The organism is Candidatus Eremiobacteraceae bacterium, from assembly GCA_036511855.1.
Classification (GTDB): domain Bacteria; phylum Vulcanimicrobiota; class Vulcanimicrobiia; order Eremiobacterales; family Eremiobacteraceae; genus JABCYQ01.
Genome location: DATCBN010000023.1, coordinates 1 through 20,562, shown reverse-complemented (window position 1 = coordinate 20,562; position 20,562 = coordinate 1). Strand labels below are relative to the sequence as shown.

19 protein-coding genes are annotated in these 20,562 nt (G+C 62.7%); 14 read left to right on the top strand and 5 right to left on the bottom strand.

Going from position 1 to position 20,562, the window contains the following annotated elements:
- The 8 genes from VII69_03695 to VII69_03660 form a co-directional block, all read left to right on the top strand.
- Window positions 1-309, top strand: a 309-nt coding sequence (locus VII69_03695) for a FliH/SctL family protein (protein ID HEY5094203.1), incomplete at its 5' end; no start/stop codon positions are given.
- Window positions 306-1,607 (top strand): EscN/YscN/HrcN family type III secretion system ATPase, encoded by a 1,302-nt coding sequence (locus VII69_03690; protein ID HEY5094202.1) that lies wholly within the window; start codon window positions 306-308, stop codon window positions 1,605-1,607. The genes VII69_03695 and VII69_03690, both read left to right, overlap by 4 nt.
- Before the next feature lie 35 nt (window positions 1,608-1,642).
- Window positions 1,643-2,308, top strand: coding sequence for a lytic transglycosylase domain-containing protein (locus VII69_03685; GenBank protein ID HEY5094201.1), 666 nt, complete (start codon window positions 1,643-1,645; stop codon window positions 2,306-2,308).
- Window positions 2,309-2,361: 53 nt separating this feature from the next.
- The gene (locus VII69_03680) at window positions 2,362-3,297 is read left to right on the top strand and encodes a metal ABC transporter substrate-binding protein (protein HEY5094200.1); all 936 of its coding nucleotides are present in this window, start codon (window positions 2,362-2,364) and stop codon (window positions 3,295-3,297) included.
- Window positions 3,294-4,190: a metal ABC transporter ATP-binding protein gene (locus VII69_03675; protein HEY5094199.1), complete on the top strand. Its 897-nt coding sequence runs from the start codon at window positions 3,294-3,296 to the stop codon at window positions 4,188-4,190. Before VII69_03680 ends, VII69_03675 begins: the two co-directional genes overlap by 4 nt.
- A gap of 5 nt (window positions 4,191-4,195) precedes the next feature.
- Entirely contained in the window at window positions 4,196-5,059 is an 864-nt protein-coding gene (locus VII69_03670) for a metal ABC transporter permease (GenBank protein HEY5094198.1), read from the top strand.
- Entirely contained in the window at window positions 5,056-5,538 is a 483-nt protein-coding gene (locus tag VII69_03665) for a Fur family transcriptional regulator (GenBank protein ID HEY5094197.1), read from the top strand. Before VII69_03670 ends, VII69_03665 begins: the two co-directional genes overlap by 4 nt.
- Window positions 5,523-6,347 (top strand): hypothetical protein, encoded by an 825-nt coding sequence (locus VII69_03660; protein ID HEY5094196.1) that lies wholly within the window; start codon window positions 5,523-5,525, stop codon window positions 6,345-6,347. The genes VII69_03665 and VII69_03660 overlap by 16 nt, the downstream gene beginning before the upstream one ends.
- 60 nt (window positions 6,348-6,407) lie before the next feature.
- On the opposite strand, the gene VII69_03655 is transcribed toward VII69_03660, so the two are convergent.
- Together VII69_03655 and VII69_03650 are read right to left on the bottom strand one after the other, a co-directional pair.
- Entirely contained in the window at window positions 6,408-9,815 is a 3,408-nt protein-coding gene (locus VII69_03655; protein HEY5094195.1) for a TonB-dependent receptor, read from the bottom strand.
- A 233-nt stretch (window positions 9,816-10,048) separates the two neighbouring features.
- On the bottom strand, window positions 10,049-10,948 hold the full coding sequence (locus VII69_03650) for a diacylglycerol kinase family protein (GenBank protein HEY5094194.1): 900 nt from the start codon (window positions 10,946-10,948) through the stop codon (window positions 10,049-10,051).
- A gap of 75 nt (window positions 10,949-11,023) precedes the next feature.
- Here VII69_03650 and VII69_03645 point away from each other — a divergent pair, with 75 nt between their 5' ends.
- Window positions 11,024-11,686, top strand: a complete 663-nt coding sequence (locus tag VII69_03645) for a DUF3105 domain-containing protein (protein HEY5094193.1) — start codon at window positions 11,024-11,026, stop codon at window positions 11,684-11,686.
- 57 nt (window positions 11,687-11,743) lie between these two features.
- Here the strand turns inward: VII69_03645 and VII69_03640 are convergent, their stop codons facing one another.
- Window positions 11,744-12,313: a TlpA disulfide reductase family protein gene (locus tag VII69_03640; GenBank protein HEY5094192.1), complete on the bottom strand. Its 570-nt coding sequence runs from the start codon at window positions 12,311-12,313 to the stop codon at window positions 11,744-11,746.
- Between the two features lie 45 nt (window positions 12,314-12,358).
- Here VII69_03640 and VII69_03635 point away from each other — a divergent pair, with 45 nt between their 5' ends.
- Entirely contained in the window at window positions 12,359-12,823 is a 465-nt protein-coding gene (locus tag VII69_03635; protein ID HEY5094191.1) for a MauE/DoxX family redox-associated membrane protein, read from the top strand.
- Here the strand turns inward: VII69_03635 and VII69_03630 are convergent.
- Both VII69_03630 and VII69_03625 read right to left on the bottom strand, forming a co-directional pair.
- On the bottom strand, window positions 12,807-15,065 hold the full coding sequence (locus VII69_03630) for a TonB-dependent receptor (protein ID HEY5094190.1): 2,259 nt from the start codon (window positions 15,063-15,065) through the stop codon (window positions 12,807-12,809). The two genes, VII69_03635 and VII69_03630, sit on opposite strands and share 17 nt — an antisense overlap.
- An 83-nt stretch (window positions 15,066-15,148) precedes the next feature.
- On the bottom strand, window positions 15,149-15,841 hold the full coding sequence (locus VII69_03625; protein HEY5094189.1) for a hypothetical protein: 693 nt from the start codon (window positions 15,839-15,841) through the stop codon (window positions 15,149-15,151).
- 220 nt (window positions 15,842-16,061) lie between these two features.
- Between VII69_03625 and VII69_03620 the strand changes: the two genes are divergently transcribed.
- From VII69_03620 to VII69_03605, 4 genes are read left to right on the top strand one after another with little or no spacing between them, the layout of a single operon-like run.
- A complete protein-coding gene (locus tag VII69_03620; GenBank protein ID HEY5094188.1) occupies window positions 16,062-16,682 on the top strand; it encodes a hypothetical protein in 621 nt (206 codons plus the stop codon).
- Window positions 16,683-16,735: 53 nt separating this feature from the next.
- Entirely contained in the window at window positions 16,736-19,090 is a 2,355-nt protein-coding gene (locus tag VII69_03615) for a TonB-dependent receptor (protein ID HEY5094187.1), read from the top strand.
- Window positions 19,087-19,791, top strand: a complete 705-nt coding sequence (locus VII69_03610; protein HEY5094186.1) for a cytochrome c biogenesis protein CcdA — start codon at window positions 19,087-19,089, stop codon at window positions 19,789-19,791. Before VII69_03615 ends, VII69_03610 begins: the two co-directional genes overlap by 4 nt.
- Window positions 19,788-20,378 carry a tetratricopeptide repeat protein gene (locus VII69_03605; GenBank protein ID HEY5094185.1) on the top strand — a complete coding sequence of 197 codons (591 nt, stop codon included), beginning with the start codon at window positions 19,788-19,790 and terminating at the stop codon, window positions 20,376-20,378. The genes VII69_03610 and VII69_03605 overlap by 4 nt, the downstream gene beginning before the upstream one ends.
- Window positions 20,379-20,562 lie beyond the last annotated feature (184 nt).

Sequence of the window (20,562 nt, the reverse complement as noted above, 5' to 3'; positions counted from 1 at the left end):
ATCCGCGCGGCAGCCGTCGAATTGGCCGCTGCGGCTTGCGCGCGCGCGTTGCATTATGCGGTCGACAGAAACCCGCGCCTGCTCGCACGATTTGTCGACGACGCATTGCGCGCCGCCGGGAGCCCGAAAATGGCGACGGTGCGCGTCGCGCCGCCTACTGCGACCGCGATAGCGGCATCCACCGAACACGACGTCGTTGCCGATCACGGGCTCTCGCCGGGCGATGTGTTTGTGGACTGCGATGCCGGCACGGTCGGCGCGACCATCGACGAACGCGCCGCGCGTCTGGTACGCGCCGCCGCATCGTGATCTTTCCGATGGACGAATCCGGCATCGACGGTTGGCAACGTCACGGGGTCGTGATCGGCGCTGCTCTTGGGTCGGTCGCCGTGCGAATGCCCGGATGCACGCCCGGATCGCTCGTCGCCGTTCAGGCCAGGTCGGGAGCCGCGTTGATTCACGTGCGCGCCGTGGATGGAGGGGTGGCGCAATGCGCACCGCTTGACGGGCGTGCCGAGTTCTCTCCTGGCGATCGCGCCTCGAGCATCGGCGCGCGAATAGGCGCGTTTGTCGGCGATGCGCTCTTGGGCGAATCGGTCGACGGCTGGGGTCGCGCGGATTCCGCGCGCGCCGCCCGGGCGCACGCAATCCGGGCGGAACGCAACCCGCCGCCGCCCGCGGACCGCGGCGTCATCCGCCGCCCGATGCGGACAGGCGTCGCGGCGATCGACGCCTTCGCCACCATCGGCTTCGGCCAACGCATCGCGCTGTTCTCCGGCGCGGGCGTCGGAAAGAGCACGATCGTGCGTCGGATCGTTCGCAGCGCGCCGGTGCATGCACGCGTCCTAGCGCTCGTGGGTGAACGCGGGCGCGAAGCGCGCGAGACTATCGATGCACTTCGCGAGAGCACGGCATGGGCATCGACAACCGTCGTCTGCGCACCGGCCGGCGCGCCGGCGCTCGAGCGAGTCGCCGCGCTGCACACCGCGACCTCTCAGGCTGAATGGCTTTGTGCGCGCGGGCTCGACGTGCTGCTGGTCGTCGACTCGATCACACGCGCGGCGCATGCGTGGCGCGAACTCGCGCTCGCCGGCGGCGAATCGGCAACGCATCGCGGCTACCCGCCCTCGGTCACGGCGAACTTGGCGTCCGTCGTGGAGCGAGCAGGTGCGCGCCGAACCGGCAGCATCACCGGGCTGTACGCCGTGCTCGTCGATGGCGACGATCTGCGAGAACCGGTCAGCGATGCTGTGCGCGGCATGCTCGACGGCCACATCGTGCTCGACCGCGGCCTAGCCGATGCCGGCCGGTACCCCGCCGTCGACGTGCTGCGAAGCCTCAGCCGGCTCGCGCCGGTCCTCATCACACAAGAGCATCGCGGCGATGCCGCCCTCGCCCGGCGCGCTCTTGACGCACTCGAGCGAGCTCAAGATCTCTTGGCCATCGGCGCGTATCGGCGGGGCGGCGACGCTTTGCTCGACGCCGCGCTGGACGCGCGCCCGTTGCTTGAGGCGCTGATCTTCGACGGCGACGGCAACACCGGTGAGCCGGACGTCGTGGCCGGATTGCACGCGGCCGTTGCTGGACTTCAGGCCTTTGCCGTGTGATACGGCCCAGCGGCGCTGAAAAACGGGAGAATGAGATGAGCATCGATCCATCTGCCATCACAAGCATCATCACCTACGTTCCGAAATTGTACGACACGAACGGCTCAGACGGCGCCGATGCCGCACAAGAAAGTGGTCCAACGGATGCGCCGGGCTTCGGCGACCTCGACGCGCTCGAACGCAGGTTCAATGCCATGATTGCTGATCTGTCCAAACAACTCGCCGCATTTGAAAGTTCGTTCACGCGCGCGATGGGCGAGCTCGTCAAAGGCTATCAATCGGCAACGCCGCCGTCGGGTCCGGTTCGACCCGTCAAGTTCGCGAGCACCATCGCCGACGCCGCCAAGCGCAACGAGATCGACCCCGCCCTGCTTTCCGCGGTGATCGGCCAGGAATCCGGCTTTCAGCCGCGCGCCGTTTCCAGCGCCGGCGCCATGGGGCTCATGCAACTGATGCCGGATACCGCTCGAGGGCTTGGCGTTCGCGATCCGTTCGATCCCGCACAAAATGTCGAAGGCGGCGCGAAGTATTTGCGCGGGCTCATCGACCGCTATCACGGCCGCCTCGATTACGCGCTCGCGGCCTACAACGCGGGTCCCGGTGCCGTCGACAAATACGGTGGCGTGCCGCCGTACCCGGAGACGCAGGCCTACGTGAAGAATATCCTCAGTTCGTACCGGAGCGCGGCCTTGACCACGTAATATCAGCAGGCGGCTTGACAATTCCGCGCTGCCACCGTTACACTCAAGTGAGAATGATTCTCGGTAATTACCGGCCGGTCACGTTCCCGACCGTTCGCGCTTTGATGAACGCGGCGTTGTCCACGTGCGTGCTTGTCGCAGGCTGCGGAGGCGCCCCCCCTTCCAACTCGTCCACTGCGCAAGCCACGCAGGGTTCGCGTTTGAAAGTGGCCGTGACATTCTCCACACTGGGAGCCATCGTCCAGGACGTGGGCGGCGATCTCATCGATGTCACGTCGCTCGTCCCCGTCGGCGCGGCGCCCGAGACCTACGAACCCACGCCGGCTGACCTCGTCGCACTCTCGCACGCCGACGTGGTCTTCGAAAACGGTAGTGGTCTTGAAGTATGGCTGGATAAGCTGCTGCGATCCGCCGGCGGCGACAAGCAGCCGGTGACGCTTTCGGGTTACAGCGATCTCTCGCATGCGCAGAACCCCCACTTCTGGCTCGATCCGCGCAAGGCTTCGGAATACGCCGCGAAGATCGCGCACGCACTCGAACAAGCCGATCCACGCCACGCAGCGGAATACCGCTTGCGTCTCAAGCAAACGCAGACGCGCTATGGCGCGCTCGATCGCTGGATCGCCCGCGAGATCGCCACCATTCCACCGGACCGGCGGGTCATGATCTGCTTCCACGACGCATGGTACTACTTCGACGAGCGCTACGGCATCCGCGACATCGGCGCGATCGAACCGTCGCCCGGCCAGGAACCGTCGGCCGGCGCGTTCGCCCAGCTCATCGCCAGCGCCAAAGCGAATCACGTGCGCGCGGTATTCGCCGAGCCGCAGTTCTCGCCGAAGCTCGCGAAGCAGCTCGCCGACGGAGCCGGCATCGTGACCGTCACCGACCTGTACGACGACACGCTCGGGGCGACGCCCGATCTTTCGACCTACGAAGGCTTGATGCGCTATGATGTCGCGCGCATCGTCGGAGCTTTGAACTCATGAAACTGAGCGAACAACACGATCACACCCACGTCGCACCGGAAATGGTGGATGTGCCGAACGACCATAGCCACGCTGTCGCACCCGGTGCCCCGCATCTGCACGCGCATAGCGGCCACCCGGACGGCAGCACGGCGACGGTCGCGGGCAAGGCTTTGAGTTTGCGTGGAGTCTGCGCCGGCTACTTCGGGCGCGACGTGCTTGACGAAGTCGGCTTTGACGTCGAGATCGGTGAGTTCGTCGGCATCATCGGGCCGAACGGTTCCGGCAAGTCGACGCTGCTGAAGGTGATCGCAGGCCTCCATCTGGCTCAATGCGGCTCGGTGAACATCTTCGGCGGTCCGCCGGACCCTCGGCGTCGCATCGTGGGTTACGTTCCGCAGGCGGAGTCGGTCAATTGGACTTTTCCGGTCACCGCACTCGACGTGGTGTTGATGGGGCGGTACGGGCGGCTCGGGCTGTTCCACAATCCGCGGAAAGCCGACATCGAGAGCGCGCGGGCGGCTCTGGCAGAAGTCGGGATGGCGGACCGCGCTTCATCGCAGATCGGCGAACTCTCCGGCGGCCAACAACAGCGCGTCTTCGTGGCGCGCGCGTTGTCGCAAGATCCGCAATTGATGCTGCTCGACGAGCCGATCGCGGGCGTCGACGCCACCAGCCAACATGCGATGTTCACCCTGCTCGAAGACCGGCAGCGACGCGGGATGACGATCGTCGCGAGCACGCACGACCTCTCGTGCGTGGCCACGTGGTTCGACAAGGTGTTGTGCCTGAACCACCGTGTGATCGCCTTCGGCACGCCCGCCGAAGTGCTCAACGATGAAACCCTTTCGCAGACGTACGGCAGCCACGTTCTGGTCATCCCGTCGGTCACGGCCGCCGCAGTGGCGGATTGACGGCAGTGCATGTGCTGCTCGATCCGCTGCAAAACGCGTTCATGGTGCGCGCGCTCATCGCATCGGCACTGATAGGCCTGACGTGTTCCGTCGTGGGCGTGTACGTGGTGCTTCGCAATCTGGCGTTCATCGGCGACGGCCTGGCGCATGCGTCGTTCGCGGGAATCGTCATCGCGTATATTCTCAAAGTCAACCTCTACGTCGGCGGTCTCGTTTTCGCGGTGATCACCGCGCTTGGGATCGGCGCCGTCAGCCGGCGCTCGAACGTCTCGTTCGATACCACCATCGGCGTGCTGTTCACCGCATCGTTCGCCCTCGGCGTGCTGTTGATGTCGCGCGTGCGCACGTACGCGGTCGATCTGCAGGATTTTCTCTTCGGCAACGTGCTCGGGGTCGACCGCCTCGACATCATCCTCGTGTCATCGCTCGCCATCGCCGTGTTGCTGCTCGTGGCCGTCTTTTACAAAGAACTTCTCTTCGCTTCATTCGATCCGGTGAGCGCGCAAGCCAGCGGTCTGCCGACTGGCGCTTTGGACGCGATGCTGCTGGTCGCGCTTGCCGTGACGGTGATCGTGTCGCTGCAGGCAGCCGGCATCGTCCTTGTCGCCGCATTGCTGGTCACGCCTGCCGCCGCCGCATTTCAATTAACGAACCGCTTCGGGACCATGATGGCGATTTCCGCAGCGATCGGCTTGGCGTCGTCCGTCGGCGGGCTCTACGCGTCGTATTATTTGAACGCGGCATCGGGATCCACCATCGTACTCGCAGCCACGGCGTGCTTCTTCGTCTCGACAGCGTTTTCGCCGAAGCGCCGCTCGCTGTTCACGGCGATGATGGATGCGCGCGCGCGCGCGCTGAAGCCGCAATGAAGGGCTCCGTCCGCCGGCGGACGTCCAAAACCGATCGAGCATCGCAGCTCGAGGCGCTCTATGCGCGGCTGACGGCGCACGGCTATCGGACCACCCAGCCCCGCCGCGCGGTCATCGAAGCGTTCGCGCGTATGGGCCGCTACGCCACCGCTCGAGATCTGTACGACGGTTTGGAGGAGGCGCGGCGCAGACCGGGCGCCGCCCCGGTCGGACTCGCCACCGTCTATCGGACTCTCGACGTGCTGCAAGAGATCGGCGCCGCGTCGGCGCAAGCGCAGCCGCACGGCGAGTCGGCATTTCTCTACTGCCCGGTAGAGCACCATCATCATGCGGTGTGCACGAAGTGCGGACGTGTGGACGACGTGCCGTGCGCGTCCATCTCGCGCTTCGAGGCGGCGCTATCGCGCCAACTGCGCTTCACACTGACGCAGCACCGCCTCGAGTTCTTCGGCGTCTGCCGGTCGTGCGCGCACGCCTGAACGGCGCGGCGCTCGCCGCGCTGCTCGCGCTCTCCACAGAAGCTTTCGTCGCCGCGTGCCCCGCGTCTGCTGCACCAAATGCACTCCATCCCGGCGACAACGTCTCACTCGCCGATCTATATGGCTACCTTTCAGCCTTGCCGCAGCCCGGAGACTGGGTGCGGGTGCGCGTGCAAGGCGGCGGTGCGATCACGTCGGTCACAACGGGTTTCGGCGCCGAAAGTGTGGGCGGCAAACGCACACTGTGGATCGAGACGCGCGTCGAAGCCCAGTCGGTGTCGGGCGGCGTCGTCATGACGTCGACGAACGCGGCGCCGCCGGTCATCTCCAAGACCTACATCGTCGGGGACGCGTTCGGACCATTTGGTTCTTCGTACCAGGTCATCGCCACCGTCGCGGCGATCGGCGATAAGGCGTTTCGCATGAACGATCGCGCGGCCGATTCGCTCGGCGTCGCGCCGGCCGGGCCGCCCTCCACGTTTTCGCTCACCGATGGTCTGCCGTTCGCGGCGCGGCTGGGAACCGTGCTGGTCATCGAGCCAAAGGACATGAACGTCGGAGGCATGCCGGTGCACGCCACGCACCTCGTCGTGTCGTTTCCGAGCGTGTCCGCCGCCGGCGTCGCCGTGCCTTCCACGCTCATTGAGGTCTGGCAGTCGCCGGACGTGCCGCTCGGCACGGTCGCGTCGTCGGGCACCATGCTCGGTGTGACACTCTCAACCACGCTCGCAGCGTTTGGGCGCGGCGACTACCGAAGTGCGATCGGCGTCGGCCTCGACACCTTGCGCAATCAGACCGGCGGCGCATGACCGAACGGAAAAGCGCGAGAGCGTAAGCCCTCGCGCCATTCGATCGCGGATCGCCGGACGTCACATCTTGAAGTTGACGCTCAGCGAGGCCTGGAACGGAATCTTTGTGCCCACAAAGCCCGTGTTGTTGTTGTTGAGCCACATCGCGTACGGGAACTTGAGTTGGACGGCTCCGGCAGCTGCGTTCGCGAGCGTGCCGCCGGTGGGCGACAGGAAACTCGACGGCAGATTCGAGTACATGCAAATGTCTTTGTAGTCCCACGCGTAGCCGCGCTGATTGCAACTATCGACGATGTTGGATAGCGTGAGCACCGTCCTCACCTGCGACGACATCTGATAGCCGATCTGCATGTTCAGCGTGTAGCGCGACGGCTGTTTGAAATCGCCGAAGTTGTCGAACTTGCCCGTGTACGGATCCGGAATCATGAGAGGCACTCCGTACTGACCCGGATTTGCTATCGGATCCGGTCCAGGCCAGGAAAGCGGCGAGCCATATACCGATCCTGCGCTGTAGGTCAAACTCGGCGTGTAGTTCCACGCACCGCGCTTGTAGCCGACGATGATCGTCGCCGCGTCGGGAACTTCATAGCCGTTGCCGCCGGCGAACGGCACCGGCACCAAGTCGTACGGTGCGTACGACGCCGTGCGGTCGAATAACGGCTGCGCTTTCAACGCGAAGTACGGGTTGTCGGATCCGCCCGGCTCGGTCGCAAAGGCGTTGGCGCCGCCGAAGACGCCGCACCGAGCGGTCGGGCTCGTCGAAGGCGCGACACCCGCGCACACCGACGTATACGAGTTATACAACTGGACATAGGAGTTCATGTTGTCGATGACATTGCGGCCATTCGCGAAGTCGTTGAACTTGATGCTGCTGTGCGTGTGTGTGTAGGCCAGTTGCAGCGCCCAGCCGTCCTTTGCGAAGTCGCCTTTGTTCAGCGCCAGTTCGACGCCGCTCGACACCTGTCGGCCTGTGTTGAACGAAGCGAACAGCCCGGTGAGCGCGTTGACGATGGTCTGCTGCACCTGGTCTTGCGTGCTGCGGTAGAACGGCGATATCTTGAAGCTGACGTCGCTTCCGGCGAAGCGGTGCTCCCACGAAAGATCGAGGTTTGTGGAGCGGTCGGGCCGCACGTCGTGATTCGGCGTGAACGCACCGTATGCGGCGAAGTTGACGCCCAAAAATGCGGCGAGATTCTGCTCGGTCACGTTCCATGACGCTTCGCGCGTGCTTGCCGGTCGCGAGTAGATGCCGGCCGACGCGCGGAACACATCGTTCGGCCCACCTTCGTACGAGACGCCCAACCGCGGCTGTGCCTCGACGTGCGAGAACGAACCCGGATTGACGTTCACCTCGTGCATGGAGGTGGTCAGCGGCCAGTCGGAAGCACAGCTATCGGTGGGCGACGTCGTCTTGCGCAGTGGCTGGAAATATCCAGGAGCGAAGCAGAATTCGTTGTTGTATGCCTGATACCAGAACGCACGGGCCGGAAAACCGTTGACGGTGCTGTCATTGAGGTTGTTGCGGTAGTTCTCGATTCGGAAACCAGCGTTGACGGACAGCCTATCGGTCGGCTTCCAGTTATCGTTGATGGATACCGCGCTGAAGACCGGATTGAGTTTGTTGAAGTTCGCCCGGTAACCAGATTCGGTGACGAGCCACGATCCCACGAGCGGCGTGCTTGGTCCGCCCGCGAAGGGGTCTTGGAGCGTGCCGTGCTCGTCGGGCACAGGCGAATTATATTTCGGGGCATTGGACGAGTTGCAGAACACCTGATCACCGGTGACGGCGTCGAAACAGTCGCCGTTTGAAACGTCGCTCGTCACGGAGACAAACGCCGAATTGCCGGGGAAACCGCCGGTCGTCGTATAGCGTTGAATGCGGGTCGTCGAATAGTAGCCCGACAGCGTGAGCTGGTTTTGATCGTTGAGTTGCGTCGTGTAGTCGGCCACGACGCCATAGGTGTGCGACGGAAGTTCGTAGTCGCCGATCTCGCCGCCGAAGTCCAGCGTGGCCGAGAGCGGTCCGTGGATGAACCAGTTCGAGTAAAGACCGTAGCCGAAGACGCGCAGATACGACGTGCTTGAGAAATTCTTTTGATATTGCAGCTTCTCGATGGTGACGCCGTTGGAGTTGCTCTCGCGCATACCGCGCGGGAAATTCGACCCGTATGCGTGCGGCGTGGACGGATAGAAGTAACAGATGCCGTACGGCGAGTTGCCGATGTTCCCGCTCGGATCGATGCACGGATGGGCAGGCGCAACCGGCGCCTGCATCAGCCGGCCGGCGTAGACGGCGCCATCGGCGAACGTGACCGGGAATCCCTGGTCGTTGTCGATGAACGATTCCGGTTGATTGCCGTACAGGTCGTTGAGCGAACCGTAGTAGTCGTTGTAGAGATAGCTTGTGAGGTAAAGCAGCTGGACGTCATCGGACTTGCCGACCTTATAGTGGAAGTTCGCCACGGATTCATGATCGCTCGTGTCGGCGATGCCGTAGAGATAACCTGGGCCGAAAGTCGTCGAGCCGTTGAGCGGATAGAAGAACCCGCTGTTGACGCGATCGCCGCCGTTGCCGTTATCGATGTAACGGAACGATTGGTTCACGAGCGCCGAACCGAAATAATAGGAGAACCGGTTGTCGGGGGTGGCGGAACCGAATTCGAAGCTCGCCTTGTTGTATAGAGCTTGACCGCCGACGCCGAGATTCAGGATCTCGAAGCCCGGGTAAGACCCGCGCTTGATCACCTGATTGACATACCCGGAAATGCCCGATGCGTCGGCCGTCGCAGATGTGCCGCCCGTATAAACCTGAAGCTCTTGCTGGCCCAGGTTAGACAAAAATGTTTGGGGCGCGTTGTCGTACGTGCGGTTGACGGGAATGCCGTCGAATTCCCAGCCGACTTGGTCGAGATCGCCACCACGGATGTACACCGGCTGATACCAGCCTTGTTGCCCTTGCACTGCGGTGACGCCGGGCACCGAGGCCATGGCCGAATACGCCTGGTTGAGGTTGCCGGTTCCGGCAACCGCTCCGGCGGCGCCGGCGGCCGCTCCGCTGACGGAATAAACGTCGCTCGTGGTGCCGGGCCTGACCAACCCAGCCGTTGCCGTCACATTGATTTTGGCGAGCACGGCCACCGTCTTGACGAGATTGATCGATATTCTCTGCGTTTGGTCGGAGAGTATAGTGACGCCGGGCAGCGTTGTCGTATCGTAGCCGTCTTTTTTGGCGGTGACGGCATACGTATCGGGTGCCAGCGATACGAACGAGAATCTGCCCGTCGCATCGGTGACCGCGTTCTCGTTTTGCGACGGCGAAACGACCGTGATCGACACGCCGGACAACGGCGCTTGCGATGCGTTGTCGAAAATGCGGCCCGAAAGCGCGCCGGTGGTACCTGCATGCGATGTCGATACGGACAACAGTACGACAAGCGCCGTGCCGAGGGAGGACCATACGCGTCTCATAATCACCGTGTCATCTCCATTTCTCAAATGCAAACGGACGAGAGCGCGAGCTGGCAACTCTAGCCGCCAGGGCGCGTTCGGTAATCGAACACACGTTTCGGATGGGCGCCGGGGCTCTCCTGGGCGATATATTCGTCGCTTGTACCAGGGCAAGCATCGCTTGCCCCGTTTATTATACGCTCGTACTAGGGCAAGCATCGCTTGCCCATGCGTCGATCGAAGGTCGCGCGTTCTTACAACGTCGGTGCTGGCACCGCGAATACGAGCCCGCGCGGAAGAAGCGAGATGTGTGCCGAGGATGCGGCGGTCAATTCGCCGTCGACGTGCATCGCGATCTCGCGATCGAAATTGACGTCAAGCGTTTGCGTCAGCAGCGACGTGACGACCGGATGCGCCAAATGCTTGCCCCTGCGGATGAGCTGCATCAGTTCGAGCCGCCGCATGCCGCCGGGTAGGTCCGCAAATGCGTAGCAGTCCAAAAGACCGTCGTTGAGCTGAGCCTTTGGTGCGCCGCGATAGCCGCCGCCGTACCAGGGTCCATTGCCCACAGTGAGCATGAGGAGGTCTTCCATCCGCCCGGTGAATGCGGCAGATTCGATGTGGGCGCCGACCGGGCGCACGCGCCAGAGCCCGAGCAGCGCCGCGACGTAGTACGAGAGGCCGCGAGCCAGACCGCGCGCGCGGATGAGCGCGGCGGTGCGAGCGATCTCGCCGTCGAGTCCCATGCCGACACAGTTGATGAAGCGCCGACCATTGATCGCACCGAGGTCGACGGATTGCGTGTAAGGTCCGGCTACGGCGTCGAGTGCTTGTGGGAGCGTTCGAATGCCGAGAGCCAACCCGAAATCGTTGCCCGAACCGGCCGGCACGATCGCAAGGGTCACGTCTTGCGGCGACGCAAGGGCATTGACCACCATGGAGAGTGTTCCGTCACCGCCGACACAAAGAACCGTCACCGGCTTTTCGGCCGCGGCGACCGCGCGCTGCAAGCGATCCGCGAACGCGCCGTCGTGCGACGTTTCAATCGCGTCAGCCGGGTCCACGCCGAGGCGGGCGCAAGCCGTACGCAATGCCGCCGCCGCGCGGCCGACGCCCGCATAAGGATTTGCCACCACCACGAATCCGCCCGGCATGGGCGCGACCTTCTGTGGGCTGCGCGTGAACTCTTGTGCCAGGCCGGAATGCGCTTCAGCGCGAAGCGCACGGTCATGGCAAAGAACAAGCCGGCTTCCGGCAAACCGACTTCGCTTTATCCAATGATCGCCGTCGTGGTGTTCGTCGCCGCCGGCCTAGCATTCATGATTTTCGGGAGATCCGGCGGCGCCTCGACCACCGCGGCGACCGCGGCATCGCCCACCCCGGCTGCGGTCTCGACGGGGGCCCCGCTACTGCCTTTTTACGGCAAGTCCTATCCCATGCAAGGCCACACGCACTTGGATCCCGGAACGCCGGATGACTTCGTCTATAATTCAAATCCGCCCACGTCGGGTCCGCACCGTGAAGTCTTCACCGACGCATTCTTAAGCCCGACGCCCCTGCCCGCGTACGTCCAAGTCCATTTGCTCGAGCACGGCAACGTGCTGCTTCAATATAGTTGCAAGTGTTCGGACATTGCCACCGCGCTAAGCGCGATCGCGATGACCTATGACAACAAGCAGATTCCCGCCGATCACCTGCAGCCCACCGCGGAAGACGTGCAGAATGCGGAAGAACAGGGTATGGCTGTGATCGTGGCCCCGTATCCGCAGATGAAGTCGCGAATCGCGCTGACCGCATGGACCCGTCTCGCCACTTTGAACACGCCCGATCAAGCCAAGGTCAACTCATTCATCGGCTGGTTCTTGCACAACTCAACGAATACTAGTCAATGATGGACGATCGCTCGCCCTCAAAAAAACGGGGCAAGCGATGCTTGCCCTCCTACATGATCACACCCCCGCTTTTTTGAGCCCCTTCATCAACGTCGCTTCGTCGATATCACCGGCGCCGTAATAGCGGATGACGCCGTTCTTGTCGACCATATAGATCGCCGGAAATCCTATCATCCCCCAAAGCCGCGCGACGGTGAGATTGCCGTCGTAAAAAGACGGCCACGTCACGCCGTACTGCTTGTCGAACGCGTCGACGCCTGCCTGTGATTCGGCGACGTTATTGCCTACCGTCGAACCCTGACCGAAAAGTGAGCCCGTGACCGAGATCATCGAGAGCTTCGAGACCGGCACCTTGGCGCGTACGGCTCGCAATATTTTCGTTTCGCGCTGGCAATGCGGACACCAGCTCGCGAATATTTCCAGCAGGTAGGGCTTTCCGGCAAGCGAGGCGGAAGTGAAGGGCCCGATCGGCGAATCGATCTCGAACGGGATCGCCTTCGATCCGACGAGGGAGGGAGGCGGTATCGATGGCAGCGCGTTTGGCGATTGCACCGCCGAACTCGATACATGTTGGTACTGCCAGAACCCGTAGATCGCGATGGCGATGACCGCCACAATCGCGATCACGATACCTGTGACTTGGCCAGTCGATGGCCCGGAGGGATCCTGACCTTGCCGAGTTTGTCTGCGGCGTTCGGCCCTCGTGCTCATATCATCCCTCTCGTCGCCCGCCTCGCGTTGGCTGCGCTCTTCATCATCGCCGGCGTTTTGAAGATCGGCCACGCCGATGATCTCGCATCGGTCGTCTCGAACTTCTCGCTCGGACTTCCGGGCCCGCTCGTCGCGTTCATCGCAGTCGCGCTGCCGCCGTTTGAAGTACTGCTGGGCATATACCTAGGCGGCGGCTGGTTCCTCCCGCTGACGTCTGCAATGGCCACCGTGCTCATACTTGCGTTCATCGGCGCCCTTGCGTCGGTCGTCGCGCGAGGGATCACCGCGCCGTGCGGCTGCTTTGGCCCGGCCGACTCCGCGCCCGCGACCTGGGCAACCGTGGCGCGCGACGTCATCTTCGTCGCGCCCGCCGCGTATCTCGCCTGGTGGTCGCGGGCCGCAGCGCGTCTTACAGAGGAGCCGTGATCTTCACGGTCAACTGCCGGCCGGCCGCCCACTGCGTTGTGTTGAAGCCATTGTTGATCTTCAACAAGTACTGGTGATTGAGCAGATTCGTCCCCTGGATCTCATACCCGAGGTGCCCGAGCGCAGACTTGCGTCCATACGATGCGTTCGCTTCCCAATGCACGGGCAGCCGGCCGGGACCATTTTCGAATTCTGCCGGAAAACCACTGCCGTACGTCGTGCCGAGCGTGAGATAGCGATCGGGATCGCCCGCTAGTCTCCACGTGTATGCCGAATCGATGGTGTTCGTCTGGTCGTGATCCTCGGGGGCGAACCCAAGCGCGCCTTGGAGATCGCCGGGCGAGAACAAGAACGTCCCACCCGATATGCCCGATGCCAGGCTCAAACTAAGGCCGTACGAGAAGAAGAACGAGTTGCCGCGCGGCGTGTTGCCGGCCACGTTGAATTCTAGACCCTCCGCCTTTCCGGTCGTCGAGTTGAACAGCGTGAACAGCGGCGTGGACCCGAGTTGGGTCGTGTCCAACACGTTGGCGACATCGCGGAACCACAACGTGGCGTAGCCGCGGACCGACGGCGTGAAATCGTGCGCGATCCCACCTTCGTAGATCGAATCCGTTTCTGGTTTCAGATCGTAAACGGGCAATGCATTGGACCCATTGATGATGCTCGCGTCCCTGCGGACGTCTTCGAGCGCCGGCGCAGCGTAGAGTCGGCCGTAATACAGATGGATGGTGTCGGTCGAATCCGGGTGGTAATTGAATTCAACTCGAGGACTGACTTGATTGCCGTCGACGAAGCCGGTCGAGCGGTCGTAACGGATGCCCGCGTTGAGATCGATCACCGGCGACGCTTGGAACTGCTCTTGGACGTAGGCGCCGAGATTCGAGCCGTGCTTGGCGACATTGTCGTTGAACGTCTGAACCTGGTTTGAGTCATTGACGAATTGAAGCCGGAACTGGCCGTCGAAGTCCTGAGAGATCGCGGTGACACCGTACTTGATCGACGACTTCGGCCCGCCACGGAAGAGCGACGTGGTGATGCCGTAATATTTTCCCGTCCGGTCCTGAAATGTGGAAGCCTGTGCTCCACCGGCGAGGTCGTTCGCCGGATCCGGGAGATAAGTGACCCGGCTCGAGCGATACCATGGCGCGAATTCGAAATAGCCGTTGCTGTCCGCGCTCAAGCGGTTGAAGACGATGTTCGCGAAGCGATCGTATTCGTGTTGATTGTCGTCGGTGCCGGGCACGTTGAAGAACGGGTCGTTCGCATCATGCGCGTTCGTATCGATCGGTATTTGAAATGCCGTGTACTGATCGGAGTAATCGAACGAAAACGTGTCACGCGGGTCTGCCGTATAGACGGCGCGCAGGAACTCGTCGCCTTGGCTCGTGTCGTCGTGCTCCGGATTCACGGTCGGCGAATCGAGGCCGCGGTCGCTGCGCTCTTCGTTGAGCGACAACGAAACGTGAAGCGGACCCGAACCCACGGAGTCGCCGAACGAGACGCCGCTCGAACCGTACGATCCGCTGCTGAGCGAGAGGTAGCCGCCCTGGCTGCCGCTTCCAAGGCGTTTGGTGATGATATTGACCACGGCTCCGGTTCTCTCACCCCCGAACTCCGCGGGAATGGCTCCCGTGAAGACCTGCATGCGCTCGATGTTTCGCGGATCGATGATCTCCGCGAACTGCGACGATGCGGATTGCGGAAGCGGCACGCCGTCCACTTCATACATCACACCGTGATACCCGCGCGAAACCGGCTCGCCGAATGAAAACGGCACGATGCCGGGCGTGGTCTCGGTGACTTTGGCAAGCGAAGTGTTGCCGGGCAAGGTGAGGATCGTCTGCGCGCCGATGACGTTGACGCTCGCCGGATGGCCGGCGGTGGCGTGAGCGGTGACGCGTCCGAGCACTTTCTTCGACACCCGGATGTTGACGATCGAGACGCTACCCGACGAAACGGTGACGACGGCTTGCTGCGGCTCGAAGCCGGTCGCATTCACGGTGACGACGTACGTGTCGAACACGACCTCCGCGAAGAAAAATCTGCCGGCGGCATCCGACACCGCGGACAGCGTCGCGCCCTCGGCTGGTTTGAGCGCCACGTGTGCGCTGGCCACCGGGTTGCCGGAGTCGTCCGTGATGGTGCCGCGGACACCGCCGTAGACGTCGGCGAGCGCGGCTGATTGGATGCCAAAACACACGAGCAGTGCGGCGAACGCCGCGAGGAAACAGAACTTCACGATAAATCTCCACAAGAGCGATGCGTGCGAAAAGGCCGCATCCGAAAGGATGCAGAGCCGATAAGCAAGCTGCGGCGGCGCGTTTACGCGCGCGCGGCAGCGATCGCGGGTGGAGGCCGGTTGGCTATGCGCAGCGCGAGCAACGGTGGCCGTTTCGGACGGCTCGCCGCAACCGCAAGCAGAGCTTGTAGGACGACGCGCACGGTCGGACGCTGGGGTGCCGCGGCGAACGCTTCCGTGACGGTGCGCGCAGCCTTCGCGAGCTGACGCGCATGCGCGCAGACGATGCGCGCGAACGCGACGACCGCCCACGCAGCGACGGCACACATTACGAACTGAACGAATGGCGTGGTGAAGTGCCCTGCGCCGAACACGCTTGCGACGGATGGATGGACGATGCCCGAGACTCGTTGCTCGACGAACTCCGCAGCCAGCAGCGCCGGGATCTGCATCGAGGCGATGCGAAGCGCTGCTCCGCGTATTCCGAGCGCACCGATCGCTTCGAGAGCCGGCAGCATCCAGTCGGACGATCCGTCACTCGTCCGCGCGCGGCGAACGAGACGGACGGCGAGCACACCGGCGGCGAAGAGGAAGAGCGCGACGGCGAGTACGACGAGTGGTCCTTGGGCGACGTGGGCGTAACCGGCGACGCCGTCGCCGAAAAGCCCCGCATTTTCCATTGCGAGCTCGAACGCGTGCCCCGCCGTCATCGCGGCGAGCGCGACGGCCAAAAGCAAGGGCCACCGTTCGAGGTGACGCGCGGACGAAGACGACATAGTTGCGGTTCGTACCACGGCCGCACATCGGTTCCCCGCCGCCCTTGGGACGATTCGCGAAAAACGCTGAAAGAGCCGTGAAAGGGCGCGCTTTTCCTTACCGAGAACGATTCTCATTAGGCATGCAGACTTATATGACGAGGGCACTGTGATGCACGTCACCGAAGGCCGCCGATTCGGTCCTTCATCTCGGGTCCGGTCTGGACGATAACCTAGAGGAATGCGCACGAACTCCGATACACCGAATCTCCGGCCGTTCTACCTGCTCCTCGTCGGAGTGGGATGCATCGTCGCGCACCTAGCTTCCGAATTCGCGGCCATGGGTTCCGGTGCTGAGAACGTGGTGTTCAGCGTCAAACACTGGTACCTAGGGTTGCTCGCGGTCGCAGGCATCGCGACGCTTATCATTCAAGGGCGCGCGCTCTTGCGGCGCTCTTCCGGCGGCCGCGATCTAAAACGCCTTCTCCACGTCGGTCTCGCCACGCTTCCATTCGGCGGCAAAGGCGCGCGCTATTTCGCGTTGACCGCGGCGCTGCAGCTTGGCCTCGGATTGCTGACGCAGTTTGGCGAGGGGTGCCCGTTCGGCGGACACGATGTAGCGGCAGGCGTGCTCGGCGCGCTACTCACCGTCGTGCTTTTCGGCTTCGCCGCGCGCGAAGTAGGACGCCGGTTGCCGACGGCGGTCTCTGCGTTAGTCAGCATACTGCCGGCCCCCGAAGGCCTTACCTCGAAGTTCGTCGATCGCATCGAGCGCGAGAGCATCGCATCCTGCTCCACCCTGTGGTTTGCTCACCTCTATAACCGCCCGCCTCCGCTGTTCCAGTCAATCCTCGCATCATAATCACTTGATGCCACATCCCTGCATTTCGCGGGCTGTGGATGACTGGAGCACAGATGAATCGCATTTCGAAATGTATTTTTATGCTGTCGTTGGCGGCACAGCTCGCCATAGTGGCCGCACCGGCACTCGCGGCGAGCACCGTCCTCACTGGGGTCGTTACTGCTGCGGGCGCTCCCGTGGCGAACGCACAAGTCACCGCAGCAGGTAACAACGTATCGCAGAAGACGCGGACCGATACCGCCGGCCGCTTCGCGTTCCCAAATCTCGCGCCAGGTTCGTATCTCGTGACTGCGACAGGCAGCGGCGGCGAGGTTTCAACCGCTCTCGATCTGCCTGCCTCCGGCGCCGATATAACGCTCAAGCTTGAGGCGAAGAACCTCGGTGTGATCTCGGTAACGGCGCCGCCGCCCATTCGCAAGTCCGGAACCGATGTGACGCTGAACAGACAAGCGTTAAGCCGGTCGCCTGCGGCCGGAAGCATGTCCGAGCTGCTGATCCAATTGCCCGGCGCAGCCCGGGGCGCGAACGGGGTCGTGCACATCAACGGCGATCACGGCGATATCAACTACGTCGTCGACGGCGTCTCGGTCCCGCAGGAACTTAACCGAGACATTGGCTCGGAGATAAACCCGAACGACATCTCCTTCATCGACGTCTTGGAGGGTGCATACCCGGCTCAATACGGTGAACGGTTCGCATCCGTGCTGAACATCAACACGCGGAACAGCGTCGGCACAGCCGGATACACGGAGGCTATAGACGCCGGATCGTTTGGCCTATTCGACACCACGCTCGGCTATCAGAGTCCGGTTGGGGCCGGGTCACTCGTCGCTGCCTTTCGCGACAACGTCACGCAGCGTGGTCTCGATCCGCCGAATCCCGATTCGCCGCACAACAACGCGAGCGACGCGAATCAGTTCGTGCGCTACACGCTGCCGCGCGGTAACGACTACATCAACTTCACCCTCTCGCATGCATATCAGACGTTTCAGATCCCGCTGGATCTCACCGGCGGTCAGCCACTCACTTCGGATGACAACGAGACGCAAGACGACTTGTTCACCTCGGTGCAGATGCGTCACGCGATCGGCGATCGCGGCTCGCTCTCGTACGGTTTCGGCTTCAAGCACTCGCATATCCGCGACTTCGGCGACCCGGGCAACGACTGGACCTACGGTGAGAATCTTTGGTCTGCCGGTGGCGGCGCATCGACCGACTGTGCGAACGCACTCACGATCCCGAATTATGCCAACGGAACCTGCGCGTATTCCCTGTCGGGCGACCGCACCGCCACCGACTACAAATTCAACCTCGACAACGCCCTCTCGAGCGGAAAACACGAAGTGAGTTGGGGTGGTCTGTACGATATCGCCCACATCGCAAAGACGTTTGGCGTCACGCTGCAGCCGGGAAACTTCCTCTCCCCGCTCTACACGCCGCTCACCCCCGACGCGCCGTTTCCCGTCGTCGACAGTTCGCCGAACAGCGGCCATACCGAGGCGGTCTATCTCCAGGATAGCTGGCACATGGGGACCGCGTACCAACTGGACTATGGGCTGCGCGGGGACGCATTTCAATTGCAGTCGACGCAGTTCGACCGCGGATTCTCGATGATCAGTCCGCGCGTGAAATTGACGAAGATCCTGAGTCCGCGCGCGAGCGTCTACGGATACTACGGCCGGTTCTTCACCCCGTTCTCTTTTGAGAACGTGTCGCCGCAAGCGGCGCAACTACTGGATCTGCCTCTGCAGCAACAAGTCGCCGCTTTCGACCTCAAACCGCAACGCGATTCGGACTACGAATTCGGCGGACATCTTCCGGTCGGTTCCGGCGAGCTTGGCCTGCGCGTCATGTGGAAAAACGCGACGGATCTCATCGACGACACGCAAGTGGGCGTCACGCTGCTCCACCAGGATATCAACTATCAGCTCGGGCGCATCGCGACGCAATCGGCGTACTATCAAGCGCCCCTCAGCCGGCAAGGCCGGCTCTACTTCTCCCTGAACCACACGTACTCTGTCAACAAAGGCTGCGAGACCCAACTGCTCGCGCCGTGTTTTGGTTCGCCGACCGATTGGACGCCTGCGGACCACGAACAACGATGGGGCGCGACGAGCGGCGCAGTTCTCAACAACGATCGCGGCGGCTGGCTGTCGCTCGACGGCGAATACGGCAGCGGGCTCTCTTCGGCCGCGTGTCCTCCCGGCACACCCGGTTTTTGCAAGTACTCACCACACATCACGTTTGACGCCGAAAAAGGCATCGCGCTGAATTCGGACGTGAAACTGACCTTGCGCGTGCGAAACGTGCTGAATCACGAATACCTCATCACGTATCTCAACGCACAAGGGAATCATTACTACACAGGCAGGTCGTTCGACGCCGGCCTCGAGTTCGGAGGACATTGAACACCGTCATGGACTATACGAATATCTACGCCGTGACCGATAAGCTCGGCGATGCGGTCTCCGACAATCTCGGACTTGCCATCGTACTGATGGCGTTGGGCGGCATCTTGAGTTCCCTGAGCCCGTCGAGCGTGCCGCGCATGGTCGCGATCGCGAACTACGCGGGCAACGTCGCCAAATCGCCCGGGCAAGCGGCGATGCTCTCGCTCGTGTTCATCGCCGGCATCTGCGTGGTGTACAGCGGCGTCGGCGCCCTCGCCGGATCGTTCGGCGCGCTGTTGACGATGACGGGGTTTCTGTACTACTTCACCGCCGCGCTCTGCCTGATCATGGGCCTGTCGATGATCAGGTTGATCGAGATCCCGATAAAAATGCCGTTTTCCGACGCACTCACGCACGCCGGCCGCGGCTGGATGGGCGCGTTCCTGCTCGGCTTCGGATTCGCGTTTCTCATCGCGCCGGATGCGACGCCGTTCATGATCGCTGCGCTGGCCGTGACGACATTCAAGGGGAAGCTCTTGCTCGGATCGCTGCTCATGTTCGCGTTCGGCGTGGGCCACGGCATCCCGGTGTTCTTCGTCGGGCTCTTCGCGCCGTGGTACATGAACAGCCCGCGCGTTAAGAAGTGGCATCTGGCGGCCGAGATGGCGGCCGGCTACGTCCTGGTCTTCCTCGCGCTGTTCTTTGCGGTGATCGCGTGATGGACAATTCGAAGTCGATCCAGGCGGAGGATGTCCGTCCATATGTCGTGCGGACCTACGATCGTTGGATCATCTTGGTGGTGGTGCTGGTTGCCGGCTGGTTCCTGTTCAGACCCATTTTCGGCTACGTCGTGTACTACCGGGGACTCAGCTTCGAACGGATGCTGAGCCTCGACTTGGCTGAGCGCTACTACGCCAAATCGACTCGGATCTATTCACATCTCTATGAACCATGGCTAGCGCTTTCGGTGCTGCAAGGCATGGACGGACGAGTTCACGCTGCCGATTACCAAGCCGCGCTCTCAACGCTCAAACAAGGCCTCTTGTACAACCCGCACAGCGGTCCGCTCTCGTTTCAGATGTGCCGCGATTATTACGAGATCGGCCACGACTACAAGCCGGCGTTCGCAGCGTGTGCGCGGAGCGTTACGGACGACCCGTCGAACAAGTTCGCATGGGATTACGGCGCGTGGGCAGCGCACCGCTCCGGCGATGAGAAGGACGCGGTGGACTACTGGCGCCACGCGCTAGCGATTGACCCGAACTACGTCACGGCGGCGCGAGCGATATTGAGGTTCACACCTTGAGGGCTCGCGCTTGATGTGAGGCCGACCGTAAAGGTCGGCCCTACAGAGACGAACGGCGCCGATATGATCTGTGGGGCCCCACGGAGCGCTAGGGGCCGATGTATTTCGCGAACCAGTCCGCCATGATCCGCAGCCGTTGCACGCGATGGATCGGCTCGCCGGTGCGCGAGAGATCGTGGTTCTC